Origin of the sequence: Clostridium sp. L2-50, from assembly GCF_000154245.1 — a bacterium.
In the GTDB taxonomy this organism is placed as follows: Bacteria; Bacillota; Clostridia; order Lachnospirales; family Lachnospiraceae; genus Coprococcus.
In genome coordinates this window covers 488383-504574 of the sequence record NZ_DS480312.1, presented here as the reverse complement: position 1 = coordinate 504574, position 16192 = coordinate 488383, and the positions used below count along the sequence as shown (strand labels likewise).

The window sequence follows — 16192 nt, the reverse complement described above, 5'->3', positions numbered from 1 at the left end:
AATAATAACGGAAAAACAAATTGTATCACGATATGTATTTTTTTTCAATTTTTTTGTATGCAATTGTTGGAATTTATTGGAATTTTGTCGGGATGAAGCAGAATAAGATACAAACTACGGAAGATTACGCAATAACATTGTCGAATGTGCAATATTTTTGTATAACTTCGTTGACAGTTGTTTATAAATATTTTATACTTTTTTTATTATGAAAGAGATGCGAAAGGCGCGTCGGCAAGGAGGAAAGTATGAAACAAAGAAGTATTGGCATGTGTATCTTATTGTCAATTGTCACCTGTGGTATCTATGGGCTTTATTGGTTTGTATGTATTACAGATGATACAAATGAGATGTCAGGCGAGAATGACTTGGCAGGTGGTGGAATGGCACTGCTGCTTACGATTGTTACCTGTAATATTTACGGATGGTACTGGGCATATAAGATGGGTGAAAAGGTCGATATCATCAAGAACAGAAACGGTATGCCATCAAGCAACAGCGGTATCCTGTTTGTAGTTCTTCAGTTCCTTGGACTTGGAATCATCAACTATGCATTAGCGCAGGATGCGGTTAACAAGTACAGCGGAACAACAGGATATAATCAGCCGTATAATGGTGGATATCAGAATCAGCAGTATGGAGCTTATAACCAGAATCAGCAGCCATATAACGGCGGTTACAACCAGAATCAGCAACCATATAACGGCGGTTACAACCAGAATCAGCAATATGGTGGTTACAATCAGGGCGGCAATAATCCATACAGCAATGGAAATGATAATAACAACCCATATAACGGACAGTAAGAAACATATATGAAAGAAAAGAAAAATCGTGTCCGAAAGATTATATATCGGGATGTCATTATCCTTTTAGCAGGAATCCTGTATGCGGCATTTGCCAGACTGACCGGTTTGGCGGTTCCCTGCATATTTCGAGTTCTGACCGGTTGGCAGTGCCCCGGTTGTGGGATAACCAGAGCGTGCCTGTCTTTATTAAAAGGAGAGATACGGACATCCTTTTCCTATAATCCGTTTTTGTACATTGCAGGACCATGTATCATATATCTGATAGTCAGGGGAGATTTGAACTATATAAAAAGAGATACATATCGGCTTGGTACAGTGGATACGGTTCTGATCTATATACTGATCGTAGCAGCGCTGATATTCGGCGTTGTGAGAAATCTATAAAAATAAAATGCCATATATCATCAGGCGAATTTGATGATACATGGCATTTTTTACTTGGCTTTTTCTTTATTTGCAAGGATAATGCCTACGCAGACAAGAACAAGTGCGACCAGACAGCGGATATTTAAGGCAGATGTTTCATGCAGAAGCAGAGCTGATAACAGTACGCCAAAGACCGGATTCGAGAAACCAAAGACGGCAATTCTTGATACCGGGTTGTGCGCTAACAGCAGACTCCATAATGTATAGGCGCAGGCCGAGATGAACGCCATATAGAGCAGAAGTAGGACAGCAGGAGCAGAGCCTCCCGCGATATGTCCGCCTCCGGCCAGACCGCAGAGGATCATCACGAAGCCGCCGACAAAGAATTGCCAGCCACTGAGCAGAACAGGATTCTCCTTATCGGAAAAATATTTGATGATAACTGAAGAGAAAGCATAAGCCACTGTTGATAACAGGATGAAGCCTTCTCCGGTGAGAGAGAAATGCGCGTCTACACCATTCCCCAGATTGATGATAACAACTCCGATAAATCCGATCAGACATCCAAGCATCTTTTTGGATGTAACCTTTTCCATTTTAAATAACAGACCCGATACAAGGATCGCCAGAAAGACGTTTGCCGCTTCAATGATCGCTGCCTTGCTTCCGGTCGTATTTGCCAGACCGACGTAAAAGAAGACATATTGCAGGATAGTCTGGAACAATGACAGGATAAAGATACGTTTGATCGTTGCCCCGCTATGTGGGATCAAAGGCTTTTTATATATGAAGCTGCAGATAAGGATAACCATAAGTCCGGCGAGCAGAAAACGGATGCCGGCGAACAGGATCTGGGATGCGGTATCATTTCCGCCGATCGCAAACATACGGTAGCCTATCTTGATGCAGGGAAACGCACTTCCCCATAAGGCACAGCAGATGAGTGCAAGTGTGATAACAACAGGTGTTTTCGTTAAAAAAAATTTCATGACAGAATAACCTCAATAATAAAAGTATAATTTTAAACAGTAACAGATGACGGCAGATCCGCAGATGTGTCGTGCGGTATTACATGATCGCACTGTTCGGACATACTATAGCACAAAAGAAATCCGAAAAAAAAGACATAATTTTATTTAGAGATGAAGGTTGCAAAAACTGTATAAAAACAAATGGAATCTGTTGACAATTTGCACAAAAAAGGCATATAATTTTTGTTATCTGGCCACATAAGATTGCCAGAAAAAATAGCGCAGACATTTCATTCGTGTTTGTAGTTTTATCAAGGAGGGTTTTTGAAATGGCAAAAAAACCGTATTATATTACAACCGCCATTGCATATGCATCAGGTAAACCTCATATAGGCAACACCTACGAGATCGTGTTGGCTGACAGCATTGCAAGGTACAAGAGATTCGCAGGATATGATGTAAGATTCCAGACCGGAACCGATGAGCATGGTCAGAAGATCGAGAACAAGGCTTTTGAGAACATGCAGACTCCAAAGGAATTCGTTGACGAGATTTCAGGCGAGATTAAGGATATCTGGGATCTGATGAACACATCTTACGACAAATTTATCAGAACAACAGATGCAGATCATGAGAGACAGGTTCAGAAGATTTTTAGGAAGCTGTACGATCAGGGTGACATATATAAGGGAGAATATGTAGGAAAATACTGTACTCCATGTGAATCTTTCTTTACAGATTCACAGCTTGTAGACGGCAAATGCCCGGACTGCGGAAGACCGGTACAGGAAGCAAAAGAGGAAGCATATTTCTTCAAACTCAGCAAATATCAGGACAGACTGATGAAGCACATTGAGCAGAATCCTGATTTTATTCAGCCGGAGTCCAGAAAGAACGAGATGATCAACAACTTCATCAAGCCGGGACTTCAGGATCTGTGTGTATCCAGAACATCCTTCAAGTGGGGCATCCCGGTTGATTTCGATGACAAGCATGTAATCTATGTATGGATCGATGCATTATCAAACTATATCACAGGTCTTGGATATGATGTAGACGGTAATAATGATGAATTATATAAGAAATACTGGCCGGCTGACTTACACCTGATCGGAAAGGATATCTTAAGATTCCATACGATCTACTGGCCGATCATGCTGATGGCACTTGGAGTACCGCTTCCAAAGCAGATCTTCGGACATCCATGGCTGATCCAGAATGACGGTAAGATGAGTAAGTCCAAGGGAAATGTAATGTATGCGGATGATATGGTCCGTCTGTTTGGTGTGGATGCAGTCCGTTTCTTCGTTCTGCATGAGATGCCATTTGAGAATGACGGAATCATTTCATGGGAGCTGGTTGTAGAAAGAATCAATTCCGAGCTTGCAAATACACTCGGAAATCTGGTAAATCGTACGATCTCCATGTCAAATAAATATTTTGGCGGCGTAGTTACGAATACCGGAGTAACAGAAGAAGTAGATGAAGATCTGAAGAATGTCGTATTAAACTGCCGTATCAAGGTCGCAGAATGCATGGATAAGTTAAAGGTTGCAGATGCGATCTCAGAGATTTTCACCTTATTCAAGAGATGCAACAAATATATCGATGAGACGATGCCTTGGGCACTTGCAAAAGATGAAACAAAGCAGGATCGTCTGAATACCGTATTATATAATCTGGTTGAGAGCATCGTGATCGGTGCGTCCCTTCTGGAGCCATATATGCCGGATACCTCTGTTAAGATCCTGAACCAGTTAAATGCTGCAAAGAGAAAGGTAACAGAGCTTGGAAGATTCGGACTTTACCCATCCGGAAACAAGGTAACAGAAACTCCTGAGATCCTGTTCGCAAGACTGGACGTAAAGGAAGTTATGGCAGAAGTTGCCAAGTTTGCACCTCCGGTAGAAGAAACTATCTACGAGAAAGCAAAGAAGCAGAAGGAAGAAAAAGAGAATTCCGAAGAAAAGAAGAAAATGAAACAGGCAGAAGCTAAGGTCGCTGCTTTGAATGCAGATCCTTCTGTATTAAATAAACAGCAGATCACCATTGAAGAATTCGAGAAAATGCAGCTGATGATCGGAGAGATCATTGCCTGCGAAGAAGTTCAGAATTCCAGAAAACTGTTATGTTCACAGGTAAAATTCGGTGAGAACAATGTAAAACAGATCGTTTCGGGAATCAAAGGCTTCTATACACCGGAGGAAATGGTTGGAAAGCGTGTTGTTGCGATCGTGAATCTGAAGCCATGTAAGCTTGCCGGAGTTGTATCGGAAGGTATGCTTTTATGCGCGGAAGATGCAGAAGGTAACCTGTCTCTGCTTACAACTGAGAAGGGCTTGCCGGGTGGTTCATTTATCAGCTAGTTTATAAAAGAAAGTCATAACGGATCACAGATGATATAGCAGAAGGTCAGCAGAATTTCCTGTTCCGCTTAGAGTAAAGCGTATGGAGCAAAAAAACGTTGTTCTGTGGTATATCGGCTGTGATCCGGTATGTGCTGCATAAAAAAATAAATCACAGGCTTACAGGTATGAAGTCGTTGATTTATTGGTAGGTCTATGATAGAATTTTAATGTCTGCTTATACAAGGAGACAGCAGATTTGGAAAGATTTAGAAATCTTAGCGCCATGTCCCTTTTATCCTGGCATTGAAGGACTGACAGATGCGGTGTAAACGTGGTTGGTCGGTACAGCCTGTTGAGAAGGGTAACGAGGATGGAGGTTATCGAAAATTCGGCGGATGCCTCTACGTAGAGTCCGGATGCGCACATGTATGTCAAATATGGGAGAAATCTCAAAACAAAACAGCATGACCGGATAATTGAATGATGCATTATAAGATAAGACTGTCGCGTTAAGAACGTGATACAGTTACTTAAAGAACAAACTGCATCATATGCCGAAAGGAGTTAATTGAATATATGTGTGGAATCATAGGTTTTACAGGAAGAAAGCCGGCGAAGGACATCCTGATCGATGGACTGGAACGGCTGGAGTACCGAGGCTATGATAGTGCGGGTATTGCACTTTTGAATGATGATGACACTTTGACGATCAGAAAAAAGGCAGGAAGGGTAAGCGAACTCAGAGAGTTATGCAAAGACGGAGAATATTCTTCAACCTGCGGTATCGGACACACGAGATGGGCAACACATGGTGGTGTTACAGATGCAAATGCGCATCCACATAGATGTGGAAATGTTGCATTGATCCATAATGGTATCATTGAGAATTACAGTGATATTATAAGAGAGTATGGTTTAGCAGATAAGCTTGTATCAGAGACCGACTCAGAAGTTGTGGCAGCCTTACTTGATACGTTGTATGAGGGTGATCCGATTACGGCGATTCGGAAAGCTGTAAAGATAATTGCAGGATCGTTTGCATTATGTATCATGTTTGCAGACAGACCCGGAATTATATACGCGGTGAGAAATGTCAGCCCGATGGTTGCGGCTCACAGTGAAGAAGGATCTATCATTGCATCCGATCTGACAGCCATTATTTCATTCTCAAAGGATTATTTTGTTGTGCCGGAATATCATATTCTGACAATGACAGAGGGTGGAATCAAGGTTGAGGACTTAAAGGGCAATGAAGTAAGACCACAGATGCTTGAGATTACATGGGATATCACAGCGGCTCAGAAAGGCGGATTTCCGCATTTCATGTTAAAGGAGATCTATGAGCAGCCGGAATCTCTGAGAAATACGATCACACCAAGAATTGTAAATTCACTTCCTGATTTTACAGAGGACGGAATTGATGATGAGGTGTTCAAAAATTGCGAAAACATTACAGTGATCGCATGCGGAACAGCGATGCATGCAGGAATTGTTGGCAAGGCAATGATCGAATCGGAGCTTCGTATACCGGTAAATGTTGAGATCGCATCGGAATTTCGATATAAAGAACCACTGATCAATGAGAAGACACTGGTTATCGTTACTTCCCAGTCTGGCGAGACGATCGACACTCTGGAGGCGATGCGGTTGGCAAAACGATGTGGTTCAAAGGTTATTTCGATTGTAAATGTAAAGGGTTCTACAATTGCAAGAGAAAGTGATTATGTGTTATACACACATGCCGGACCGGAGATTGCGGTAGCAAGCACAAAGGCATATTCGGTTCAGATGGCAGCAATGTATTTAATCGGTTGCAGACTTGGACTTGTAAAAGGTATTTATTCAGAAGATCGGGCAAAGGAATTTATCGGTAAATTACTTGGAACAATTCCGGTGATCGAAGAAACCCTGCTTCAGGCAGATGAGGTCAAGGCTGTCGCTAATTATATAAAAATGGCTCCGGATGCATTTTTTATCGGAAGGGGCATGGATTATACTCTTTCACTGGAGGGGGCTCTGAAGTTGAAGGAGATATCCTATGTTCATGCGGAGGCTTATGCGGCGGGTGAGTTAAAACATGGTACGATTGCTCTGATCACAGAGAATGTACCGGTTATCGCATTAGCGACTCAGCCGGCTGTTTACGAGAAGATGGTTTCAAATATAAGGGAAGTAAAAGCCAGGGGAGCATATGTTATTCTAATTAGTATGGGTGATGAAGTTACTGATACCCAGATATGTGATAAGCATATAAGAATACCTAAGCAGGATAGTTTATTTACAGTATTTGCAGCGGCTGTTATTTTGCAGTTGATCGCATATTACACATCGGATGCGAAAGGGCTGGATGTAGATAAACCACGTAATCTTGCCAAGTCTGTTACGGTAGAGTAAAGGGGACTTGAGTGGCTGGAGAATAATTGCGGAGGGTGTTATTATGAGCACAGAGAAGACCTATTTGTGCGACGAGTACAAATTATATTTTAAAATTGAAGATGATGTCCAGATCCTTCATAATGAAGTCGAGCTGTACAATACATCATTTGTAGGAAACAACAGCTTTTGTCATGAAGAGTATATTGATGGACAGAGAGCACTTACATATTCGATTCCGGCCATGATTACGATGAATCAGTTTATCACCAAGAAGATTCACAGAGATGAACTGGTAGATATCATGTTCAGTATAACAGACCAGCTGATGTATCTGAAGGCGAATGATATGCCACTGGGAAAGGTTATCCTGAATATTGGATACATGTATTTGAATCTGGAGGATATGAGTGTACAGCTTGTATTCCTTCCGATTGATAAACCGATGGAAAAATGCAATATGGAGAAGTTCGTCAGAGATCTGATCAACAAACTTGATTTTGCAAATAAAAAAGCATCAGATTGTGGATATGAACTGATCAAGTTTTTTGATCACAATCCATCATTTTATCTGTCAGAGTTCTATAAGTTTATCACAGATATGAAGAATGATAATAATGTTCATCCGGAAGATGAACAGCATTTTATTGTAAGACCGCAGATGGCAGAAGCTGTAGAAGAAAATACAGAAGCTCCGTTGCAGACAACTGTTGTATCAACTCCAAGCTTTAAGCTGGCGAAGGAAGTAAAAGATTATTCCGGCAGTGATATCGGATTCGATGATGACGAATCTGATGCAACATCAACGACAGTTCTTACAAATGCAACAAAGGGCAAACCGGGACCTGTGATCGTTAGAACCAGAACCGGTGAGCGTATCAAGATAGACAAGCCGATCTTCTGTATCGGTAAGTCGGCACAGGGTGTTGATTATCAGGTAACAGACAACAATTCCGTCAGCCGTCGTCATGCATATATCATCAACGTCAATGGCGTTTATTATCTGCGTGATAACAAATCAACCAATCACACCTACCTCGGCGGAAAGATCATCAACAGCGGCACAGACATGATGCTGATCGATGGCAGTAAATTCAAACTTGCAAACGAGGAATTCACATTCCGCGAGAAATAAACAAAATAAAAGTATCGCTTTATGATATCGAACAAATAAATGCTGGATATGATCATTTAAACAAAAGGGGCTTCGTCTTGTTTCTGACAGACGAAGCCTTTTTGTATAACTATTCTGTAAGTATTTTATCAGTAGGCAGAAAGACAACAGTGTGTAGTATGTATAGATAGAAAAAAGAACAATATCTTTCATGCAGCAGACTTTTTTACTCGGTATAACTTCGAACTAACCTCGGTGAGCCTCGCTAAGGTCTTAGTTACGAACGTCGGTCCTTAACGAACCACCATTAGGTGGAAGTTTAGTACCGCTATGTGAGAAATAGAACGAGAGTGTTCTGCGTAGTGAAAGGGTATTGTTCTTTTTTTAAGATAAAAATTGGTGCAGTTGTCGTTCACTCGTTTATTCTTCGGAAGTGTCGGTTTCCGTAGCGTCGGCGGTTTCGGTGGCGACCATCGCCTGATCGATCTCCGTGAGGCTGTCGGATGCGATACTGTAGTATTCGCCATCATCGTTGATAAGTGCTTTTACGACAACGGCATCTTTATATTCAGGATTCTCTGCATGAGAAGTGAGGATGGAGGCGATTCCGTTTGCAAACTTCTTATCGTATTCCTCTTTCTTAACATCGTTATATACGCCATTATTGACATCCTTGTTGAAATCCTCTATATATGACATGATCTCATCGTAGGATTGGTCTAAGACTGCGATCGGATAAATAGTTACATCCACATAATAATCGCCATTTTCTTTATAACTTTCAGAGACTTCATATTTTGCATTACTATAGATCGTAGTTGCAAGAGTCGTGAAAGTCTGGGTAACCTCGACAGACTTATTTGTATTCAGGTTGTAGTGCGAGATCAGCTGATTTGCCAGATTTGACAGACATTCCTGATACATAGCGAGTGCGTCGGTTTCATTTCCTTTGTTTTCTTTTATGTAGTTGGTGTAATCACCTTTGTAATTGACATCGAGAAGATTTTTCACATACGACTGGTATGCAGTAGCTTTCTTCTGACCACAGCCGGTAAGTGAGATAAGACCGATCACGATCATAAGAATGGCTGTCAGATAGTTTCTTGTACGTTTCATGTTGATAAAAATTCCTCCTAACAGTTCGATTTGTATTTTCTTCGTTCAATATAGCACAAAATATGTGCTTTGTAACTAAATTAAGAAAAAATAATTGTGCAAAACAATAAGGGTGTGTTATAATCATTTCAATTGATGTTTACAGAAAATGAGCATTTGCGCCGGAAAGCATGAGTATCACACACACATAGAAAGGGATGCCGGTAACAGATCCTGTTAAGACATCGGGCGCAGCTTAAATAATAGATTATTTTGGAGGGATTATCGTGGCAAAAGAGAACAAAGATAATTTTGATGAAACAGAAGTAAAGGCAGAGTCTACATTTAAGACTGTAACATTTGGTGGATATGATAAGAATTCGGTTGATTATTATATTGAGGAGTTAAAGGCTGACCATGAGAAGGAAGTTAATGAGTTAAAAGCAAATGTAAATAAGCTCAGCGAAGCTGTATTAAGCCTTAAGACCATGAGAGAAGTAAACCTGACAGAGTCGAATAAGACGATCGAAGGACTTAAGACTAAGAATTCCGAATATGAAAGCGAGATCGAATCCCTGAAAGAGCAGGTAAATGCTTATAAGCAGAAAGAATTCGAATCAGCAGGAAGATATGAGTCTATTTCAAGAACACTCTTAGAGGCAAGAGAGAGTGCGGATGCATTGATCGCCCAGACAAATAAAGAGTGTGAAGCTCAGCATGCAGAGATGACTGCAAAATGCGAAGCAATGGAGAAAGAGACAACAGATCGTTGCAATGCACTTGAAACAGAGACAAATGAAAAGTGCAAGCAGATGTATGATGAGACAGAAGCAACCTGTGCAAGTCTGAAGGAACAGGCTTACAGCGACAGTGAACGTACAAGAAATAAAGCACATGAAGCTGCCGAAGCATTAAGTGCAAAGACAGATTATGAGTGCAGAACTCAGAAAGAAAATGCTCAGAAGGAAGCTGAAGCTATCACGAATAAAGCAACCGGCGAAGCATATGTACTCAGAAAGAATGTAAAGAAAGAGTGCGATGCAGTCAGCAAGTATATGGGTGAGTTGCTTGCAGCCTTAGATGGTGTCGTAGACGCATGTTGTGTAACAAAGGATATTGCGGATAAGGCGTTTACAGGTCTAAAGAGTGAAGCAACATCGATGGTATCATCAGACGACGAGAAAGAAGAAACAGCTGCCGGCAGTGAAGACAGCAAGACAGAGGAATAATTTTAACAGCGATATTTTAAATACATGAAACTTTTCTATGGCTGACATGGAAAAGTTTTATGTGTCTATGGGGTTGCATAAGAGAAAAGAGGGATACATTTGGAGATAGGCAAAATCAGTAATTATTCAGATTTTCTGAGCCATATTGAATATCCCGCAGTTGTATTCTGCGAGGATGGAGAAGTTTTAAGTATCAACAATGCAGCGGTAAAACTGGTCGGTAATCAGATCGATTCGATTACGATGGCACCGGATAAGTTTATGTCCAGTGATGAGTTTTGGCCGATTTTAAATGAGAAAAAAACGATCATCTGGCATCGACTTCTGCTGAATATAAATAAGAAAAAAAGACTGGTTGTAAGCGGATTTGTCAATCAGTTTGAATATAATGGAAAAAAAGCATATATGGTGCTGTTTGAACTGCGTTCCGATGTAGCAATCGGAAGTATGAGTCTGGAACGTATTATTAACCATGCAGGCATTCTGGCACTGTATCTCTACAAGCCGGACAGCAGATGGCAGACTCGTTATGTAACAAAGAATATAACGGAATTCGGATATAAAGAAGGTGACTTTTACAGTGGAGCTGTAGGCATTCGCGATATTATAGTTAAGAATGACTATGATATCCTGATCGGGAATCTTTATAAGGCGGAGAATACCGGGCATACGGATTTTGAGATGAAGGTACGTTTTGTATCGGCAGAAAGTGCGATCACTACTATGATGCTGAACTGTCATATCGTAAAGTCGCCGGACGGAGGTGCCGATGGCATTGAACTACTATTTGTAAAAGAAAAAAAGCATTCCTATGATGGGGAAAAAGGTGAATATATATTATCTGTTATGAACAAGATCAAGAGTCTTGTGATGGTAAAATCCATTAGCAGAGGACACAGCATATTGAAATACATTACACCGAATGCCAGATTGCTTGGAATGAATGTAGATGCACTTATGGCTGGGAATAAATTGACAGAAGACTATGTTCATCCGCAGGATCGCGCAAGAGTTATTCAGAAAGCGAAGAATGTGTTAAAGAGTGGTGGATCTGATTATGAGGACGAGTATCGTATCGTAGATGATTATGGAAATGTCAGATGGGTTCGTTCCCAGAACAGTATCACACAGGCAGAGGATTCTTCTTATACGATCGAGTTCTTTATAACAGATATTACTGAGAACAAGAAGTTGCAGAACAGTGTAGAGGAAGCTAAGAAAGAGTATGAAGACAAGCTTTCTTACATTATGAACACGACTGTAGATGAGAATGAATATACGAGCGAGAGTATCGATAAAGACAAATGGAACAGTATTGTAAAAGCATTTGCAGGCTTAAGCGGACTGTATTCAACGGTTGTATCTCCGGCGGGTGATCAGCTTGTAGAACCGGCAGGACCGTCTCTGCATATGGGAAGCTTTTATGATCTTTTTGAGAAACCTCAGTATAAGAGCATCATTGTGAAGTTAAATGAGGTGATCCTCCAGAACAATGTTCCGGTCATTATGGAGATGGATGATGGTATAGATGGAAGTATTATCTGCGGTGCACCGGTTAAGATCGGAGAGAAACATATCGCAACCTGGATTCTGTGCGGATATGATACAGCAGATGTTGCAAAGATGAAGAAGGTATATAAGATCCAGTGGAATATGTGCAATATCTTCTCAGAATATGCATATAATGACAAGGTTCTGTCTAAAGAAGCAGAACGGAGCAAATCTGTTGAAATGTTGTTAGAGGAAAAGATCCAGAGACAGAAGATCCTGACAGAAGCACTCAGTTCCATGGACAGCGATGATAATAAGACAATCAGCAATATTTTGGAAAGAACCGGTGATTATCTGGGCATCGATGTTATGGCGATATACTCACTGAACGAAGATCAGGAGTATATGTGCAGCCATATCTGGTCAAGGGAAAAAAGCATGTCTGCGGAAGAATATGTGGAAGAATGGCAGAAGGGTAAGAAATTCTTTGCGCACAGTAAGGAAAGAACATATGACTGCATTGTAGCGGATAAGAACCATGACTTTAAGAATTTTCAGAGTAATATGGAACAGATCGGTGTAACAAGCTTTGTTGCACTCAGTATAGAGATCAATAATATTATCAGCGGATGTATCGTTATGGCGAATAACCATACGGATAAGATATGGTCAGAGGATGATATTGAATTCTCGAAGGACATTCGGAATGTCATTCAGGGTATCCTTGCCAGAATAGAAGGTGATGGTAATATCCGAATGGTAAATAAGCTTCTGGTAGATACTTATAATCATATCAAGATCGGCATCTTTATCCGTGATGAAGAGACGGGGGAGGTATTGTTCTCCAATCAGCCGTTAAATGATATGCTTGGATATGATTTTACAGGAAAAGACAGTAAGACGTTGATCCGTGATCTGAATGATACATTTAAGGGTGTGGCGACCGTACAGAAGCCGTTCCTTACTGAACGGAAAGAGGTAAGCTGGAGAAGCTATATAAGACAGTTCGACAAGATCATGGATTTATCCGAAGTCAGCATGAAATGGCTTGACGGAAGAAAGGCATCTCTTGTAATATTAAGGGATGTACAGGATTAACAGTAACCAGAAAGGGGACCAATCATGGCAAGTTCAGATATCGGTATAGATTTAGGTACCGCCAGTATATTGGTATATGTAAAAGGCAAGGGCGTTGTATTAAAAGAGCCGTCCGTAGTTGCCTATGACAGAGATACAAATAAAATAGTAGCGATCGGTGAAGAAGCCAGACTTATGCTTGGAAGAACACCGGGAAATATCGTAGCAATCCGCCCGCTTCGTCAGGGCGTTATATCGGACTACACAATAACAGAAAAGATGTTAAAGTATTTTGTTCAGAAAGCAGTAGGCAGAAGTTACTTTGGAAGACGACCTCGTATCAGTGTATGTGTGCCTTCACAGGTAACAGAGGTTGAGAAGAAAGCAGTAGAGGACGCAACTTACGCAGCAGGCGCAAGAGACGTGTCTATCATAGAAGAACCGGTGGCAGCAGCAATCGGAGCAGGAATTGATATCTACAGACCATGTGGCAACATGATCGTTGATATCGGTGGCGGAACTTCGGATATCGCGGTTATATCTCTGGGCGGTCCGGTTGTAAGTGCATCCATCAAGGTTGCCGGAGATGATTTTGATGAAGCAATCGTACGTTTTATGAGAAAAAAACACAATCTTCTGATCGGTGAGAGAACTGCAGAGGAGATCAAGATCAAGATCGGTACATGTTTTAGAAGACCTGAGAATATCACACTGGATATCCGCGGAAGAAATCTTGTAACCGGACTTCCGAAGACAGTTACCGTAACCTCAGATGAGACAGAAGAAGCACTCCGAGAACCTGCATCACAGGTATGTGAGGCTGTTCACTCCGTTCTGGAACGTACTCCGCCTGAACTGGCAGCAGATATTGCTGACAGAGGTATTGTATTAACCGGTGGAGGAGCTTTGCTTCATGGACTGGAGGAGCTTCTGGAAGAAAAGACAGGAATTACAACCATGACTGCCGAAGATCCGCTTCGTGCAGTTGCTATCGGAACAGGAAAATATATCGAATTACTCAACAGTAAGAAAGAGTAACGCAGGAGACTTGTTGTGATAAAAGAAGGTTATGTTGAAAAAGTTATCTATAAAAATGACGACAATGGCTACGCCGTTTTCACTGTAGAGGGTGAAGACGGCGAAGACATTTTTGTCGGAACCCTTCACGGTGTCAGTGAGGGAATCTATATATCTGCGGAAGGGGAATATGTCAATCATCCCCAGTATGATCTCCAATTCAAATTTAATTCTTATGAAATAAAAATGCCGGATGATATGATAAGTATAGAACGATATCTGGGTTCCGGTATCATAAAGGGTGTCGGTGAGGCACTGGCAAAACGTATCGTTAAAAAATTCAAGATGGATTCTCTGCGCATAATTGAAGAAGAACCGGAACGACTGGCGGAAGTTAAAGGTATCTCGGAACGAAAAGCAAGAGATATCGCTGTTTCTTATAATGAAAAGAAAGAGATGCAGGATGCGATTATTTTCCTGACCGGATATGGAATATCAATCAATCTGGCGGTAAAGATCTTCAATGAATATGGACAGGAGATGTATAAGATCATCCGGTCAAATCCGTATAAGATTGCAGAGGACATAAACGGTGTCGGATTTAAGACGGCAGATGAGATCGCGGAGCGAATGGGGATCAGCAGTGACTCGGATTTTCGTATCCGCGCTGCACTGTTATATACATTGTTAAATGCGAGCCAGCTCGGACATATGTATCTTCCGAAGCAGATGCTGGTGGCAAAGACCTATTCGCTCTTGGTTGATGACAATGTACCATATAATGAAGAACTGGAAGATGAGATCGGAAGCCAGATTATAGAACTTCAGATGACGGGTAAGGCGATCGTAAAGGAGCTTGCCGGAGATGTTACTGCTGTCTATGCGGCGGCAAATTATTATATTGAACTGAATTCGGCGAGGATACTGTCAGATATCGATCTTGATTTCACATCAGAGGATCGACCGTTGGATAAGATGCTTGCGCAAATCGAGGAAGCAGAGAAGATCACACTGGAAGAAAAACAAAAACTTGCGATCAAGAATGCGGTCAACAATGGTGTGGCAGTGATCACAGGTGGACCGGGTACCGGTAAAACAACAACGATCAATGCCATGATCAAGATGTTTGAGAAGCTGAATTTGGAACTGCTGCTTGCGGCACCGACCGGACGCGCGGCAAAGAGAATCACCGAGGCAACCGGATATACGGCACAGACGATCCATCGCCTGTTGGAGCTGTCCGGTGGCGGGATTGATGAAGAAGGCAACCGCTCTGCTTATACATTTGTAAGAAATTCAAATAATCCGTTAGAAGCGGATGTGATCATAATAGATGAGATGTCAATGGTAGACAGCAGTCTGTTCTACAGCCTGCTGCAAGCGATCATGCCGGGAACCAGGCTGGTACTGGTAGGAGATTCCAATCAGCTTCCATCGGTCGGACCGGGCAATGTATTAAAGGATATCATTCGTTCGGGGGTATTCTCTGTAACGGTGTTGGACAAGATATTCCGACAGGGTGAGAATAGTGACATTATTACGAATGCCCATTTGATCAATGCGGGAAAGCAACTCGAGATTAATAATAAGAGCAGAGATTTCTTCTATATTCCAAGACAGGGATCACAGGATATCATTGCGGAATTGAAGCATTTAATCTTAGACAGTTTGCCGGGCTTCTTTCAGGTTGACCCGATGAATATCCAGGTGCTTACTCCGATGCGTAAGTATGAGCTGGGTGTCGAGAATCTGAATAAACGATTGCAGGAGATCCTGAATCCTTCGAGCAGAAGCATACCGGAGAAAGAGAAAAATGATGTTGTATTCCGTAAGGGTGACAAGGTCATGCAGATCAAAAACAACTATAAGCTAGAGTGGAAGATCATGGATGCAAAGGACCGCTTTGTGAAGGAAGAGGGCGTAGGTGTATTTAACGGAGATGTTGGTTTTATAAAAGAAATCGATGAATTCGATCAGAAGATTGTTGTTGAATACGACGACGGAAGACTGGTAGATTACCTTTATTCCCAGCTTGATGAACTGGAACATGCTTATGCCATCACGATACATAAATCACAGGGAAGCGAATATCCGGTCGTAGTGATTCCACTTCTTACAGGACCGGCAAAGTTGTTGAACCGGAATCTGCTCTATACGGCAGTTACGAGAGCCAGAAAGGGTGTTGTGATCGTAGGCAATATCGGTCTGGTTAAGACAATGATCGATAATATCGACGAACAGAAGAGGTATACAACATTTGCTGAACGACTGGCAGAACTGGCATAAATTCAGAGTTATAAAG

Annotated in this window: 11 protein-coding genes; 9 read left to right on the top strand and 2 right to left on the bottom strand. The window is 41.6% G+C overall.

The features are described 5' to 3' along the window. Positions 1-248 precede the first annotated feature (248 nt). Both CLOL250_RS13510 and CLOL250_RS02550 read left to right on the top strand, forming a co-directional pair. Complete coding sequence (locus tag CLOL250_RS13510; protein WP_008400462.1) at positions 249-806, top strand: DUF4234 domain-containing protein; 558 nt, start codon at positions 249-251, stop codon at positions 804-806. Between the two features lie 9 nt (positions 807-815). Continuing rightward, entirely contained in the window at positions 816-1193 is a 378-nt protein-coding gene (locus tag CLOL250_RS02550) for a DUF2752 domain-containing protein (RefSeq protein WP_008400461.1), read from the top strand. 50 nt (positions 1194-1243) lie between these two features. On the opposite strand, the gene CLOL250_RS02545 is transcribed toward CLOL250_RS02550, so the two are convergent. Then, a complete protein-coding gene (locus CLOL250_RS02545) occupies positions 1244-2164 on the bottom strand; it encodes a DMT family transporter (protein ID WP_008400460.1) in 921 nt (306 codons plus the stop codon). Positions 2165-2475: 311 nt separating this feature from the next. Between CLOL250_RS02545 and metG the strand changes: the two genes are divergently transcribed. The 3 genes from metG to CLOL250_RS02530 all read left to right on the top strand — a co-directional run bounded on the left by metG (position 2476) and on the right by CLOL250_RS02530 (position 8002). Beyond that, positions 2476-4512 carry a methionine--tRNA ligase gene (gene metG, locus CLOL250_RS02540; protein ID WP_008400458.1) on the top strand — a complete coding sequence of 679 codons (2037 nt, stop codon included), beginning with the start codon at positions 2476-2478 and terminating at the stop codon, positions 4510-4512. A gap of 558 nt (positions 4513-5070) precedes the next feature. After that, positions 5071-6888 (top strand): glutamine--fructose-6-phosphate transaminase (isomerizing), encoded by a 1818-nt coding sequence (gene glmS, locus CLOL250_RS02535; protein ID WP_008400457.1) that lies wholly within the window; start codon positions 5071-5073, stop codon positions 6886-6888. Positions 6889-6931: 43 nt separating this feature from the next. Beyond that, positions 6932-8002, top strand: coding sequence for a DUF6382 domain-containing protein (locus tag CLOL250_RS02530; protein WP_044944649.1), 1071 nt, complete (start codon positions 6932-6934; stop codon positions 8000-8002). A gap of 399 nt (positions 8003-8401) precedes the next feature. Here CLOL250_RS02530 and CLOL250_RS02525 read toward each other — a convergent pair whose 3' ends face one another. After that, the gene (locus CLOL250_RS02525) at positions 8402-9097 is read right to left on the bottom strand and encodes a hypothetical protein (RefSeq protein WP_008400454.1); all 696 of its coding nucleotides are present in this window, start codon (positions 9095-9097) and stop codon (positions 8402-8404) included. A 266-nt stretch (positions 9098-9363) separates the two neighbouring features. Between CLOL250_RS02525 and CLOL250_RS02520 the strand changes: the two genes are divergently transcribed. The 4 genes from CLOL250_RS02520 to recD2 all read left to right on the top strand — a co-directional run bounded on the left by CLOL250_RS02520 (position 9364) and on the right by recD2 (position 16176). Beyond that, complete coding sequence (locus CLOL250_RS02520) at positions 9364-10305, top strand: hypothetical protein (RefSeq protein ID WP_008400452.1); 942 nt, start codon at positions 9364-9366, stop codon at positions 10303-10305. A 99-nt stretch (positions 10306-10404) separates the two neighbouring features. Continuing rightward, on the top strand, positions 10405-12894 hold the full coding sequence (locus tag CLOL250_RS02515) for a PAS domain-containing protein (RefSeq protein WP_008400450.1): 2490 nt from the start codon (positions 10405-10407) through the stop codon (positions 12892-12894). 24 nt (positions 12895-12918) lie between these two features. After that, the gene (mreB, locus tag CLOL250_RS02510) at positions 12919-13911 is read left to right on the top strand and encodes a rod shape-determining protein (protein WP_008400448.1); all 993 of its coding nucleotides are present in this window, start codon (positions 12919-12921) and stop codon (positions 13909-13911) included. Between the two features lie 15 nt (positions 13912-13926). Next, positions 13927-16176, top strand: a complete 2250-nt coding sequence (gene recD2 / locus CLOL250_RS02505; protein ID WP_008400446.1) for an SF1B family DNA helicase RecD2 — start codon at positions 13927-13929, stop codon at positions 16174-16176. Positions 16177-16192 lie beyond the last annotated feature (16 nt).